The organism is Streptomyces sp. NPDC058964, from assembly GCF_042741275.1.
In the GTDB taxonomy this organism is placed as follows: domain Bacteria; phylum Actinomycetota; class Actinomycetes; order Streptomycetales; family Streptomycetaceae; genus Streptomyces.
In genome coordinates this window covers 1-1,841 of the sequence record NZ_JBHYKH010000904.1, presented here as the reverse complement: position 1 = coordinate 1,841, position 1,841 = coordinate 1, and the positions used below count along the sequence as shown (strand labels likewise).

General features: G+C 74.9%; 1 protein-coding gene and 2 pseudogenes. All 3 read right to left on the bottom strand.

What is annotated here, in order from left to right:
* Positions 1-704: pseudogene (locus tag ACFW2E_RS46220) on the bottom strand (AAA family ATPase); the annotation flags it as partial.
* 6 nt (positions 705-710) lie between these two features.
* Positions 711-1,523, bottom strand: coding sequence for a DUF4255 domain-containing protein (locus ACFW2E_RS46215; RefSeq protein ID WP_384478004.1), 813 nt, complete (start codon positions 1,521-1,523; stop codon positions 711-713).
* Positions 1,524-1,623: 100 nt separating this feature from the next.
* A pseudogene (locus ACFW2E_RS46210) lies at positions 1,624-1,841 on the bottom strand (hypothetical protein); the annotation flags it as partial.

Sequence of the window (1,841 nt, the reverse complement as noted above, 5' to 3'; positions counted from 1 at the left end):
CGGCGCCGGGCGCCGCCGCTCACCTCGACCAGCGGCGGCGCGTCGGGGCCGGCCACACTCGTCCAGCCCTCGGCCACCCGGCTCGCGGCCAGGTCGTACGAGGGGGGCAGCGCCGCGGGCACCGCGGTGCGGCGCAACTGGCCGTGCAGCCGGGTGTCGAGGTACGCCGAGCCCAGCAGGAAGTGCAGGATCCGCTCGTCGATCCGGAGCCTCGACGTCGTCAGCCGCGATTCGTCCTCCAGCTCGACGATCCGCCAGCGCCGCAGCGGGGCCACGGGCGTGACCGCGCTCCAGTGCGGTCCGTCCAGTGCGGCGAGGGCGAGCGACAGGGTTGGGTACGTCCGCCCCGGATCACCACTCGCGGCGGCGCAGCGGGCCGCGGTGGTCGGGTCCAGTTCCTGGGCGGCGGTGAGCAGGACGAGGTCACGCTCGAACGCAGTGAGGCCGAAGCAGGTGACGAGGGCGTCGAGGGGGGCGGTGCCGGGTCCGGCGGGCACGACGGCGGTGCCGTCGGTGTCCGTGCCGTCGGTGTCCGTGCCGTCTGCACCGTCGTCCCGTGTTCCGGCGGCGCGCGCCGCGTGGGCATCGACGCGGGCCAGAACGCGGCGGATCCCGGCGGTCAGCGTCGGGCTGCCGTCGTGCGCGTCCGTCGTGCCCGCCCGGTTCGTGCCCATGTCCTCACCCGCCCCCGTCGATTCGCTCATGCCGTCTCAGTTCTCCGTGCTCTCGCCGCCGCCGTCCGTCTTCCGGTGGGCGGGCTGTCTGGACCTGGGCGTCCGGGCCGGGGCCTTGCGGGTACGCGCGGGGGCCTTGGCCGCGGCCTTGGCGACCGCCTTCACGGGCGGCTCGGCCGGGGCGTCCTGCGACGCCTCGCCGGTCCGCGGCCCGGACCCCGGGGGGACCGGCGCCCCGGGCGCGCCGAACGGCAGCACGCGTACCTCGGACCGTTCCACCGGCTTCCCCGGAACGGGTGTCCCGCGTCCGTCGATGAGGACGAGGGCTGCCTGGTAGACCACGGAGAGCGCGTACGGCGTCTGGTGGAGCATCCCCCACAGCTTCGAGGTCTCGTCGACGTCCATCACGGTAGGTGTGAACCGCACCCGCTGCGCCGCCTGCGCCAGGTCGCTCCCGGACAGGTAAGGCCGTTCGCCGGCGAGTTCGATGATGTCCCTGGGCAGCACCGGTATCCCGTGCAGCGTGCGCACGACCGAGCCGATGAGGCGGTGGCCGACCATTTCGTTCTCGTCGCCGTAGGCGCTGATCAGGAAGTGCAGGTCGAGGGCGGTGGCGGGCCGCCGGATCAGTGTGCCGTCGGAGGCGCGGGTCGGCAGATCGCCGTTGCGCAGCGCGGTGTTGGGCGTGACCTGGTAGAGGAACACGGTGATGGTGGGCTCGGCCGGCGGATCGGCCGGCGGCTTGCGCGCCTCGACCTTGACGGCCATGTCGATGTCGGGCCGCAGATTTGCCTCGATCAGCAGGGCGAGGGCCTGGGTGACGTGGGCGATGGCAAGTGCGTTGCTCATGGCGTCGGTTCCTCGGGCCTTCCCGTCGTCCTCGTCGTCCTCGTCGTCCTCGTCGTCCTCGTCGTGCCCGCCGTGCCCGTCGTCCTCGTGCCGGCAGCCGTCACCGGCGCTCCCCCGCCAGGTACTCCGCGAGGCCCAGCGAGGCCACCGGCCGTTCCGCCGCACGCTGTCCGGGCCGGACGCCCGGCGGGGGAGCGCCGCCCGCCGTCACTTCCAGGCGCCCGATCTGCACCTGCACCACCTGCCCGGCCCCCCGCCCCGGCCGCCGGGCGGCCGCCTGCCGTACGGCGTTCCGCGCGGCCGCCGTGTCCGGCGCGC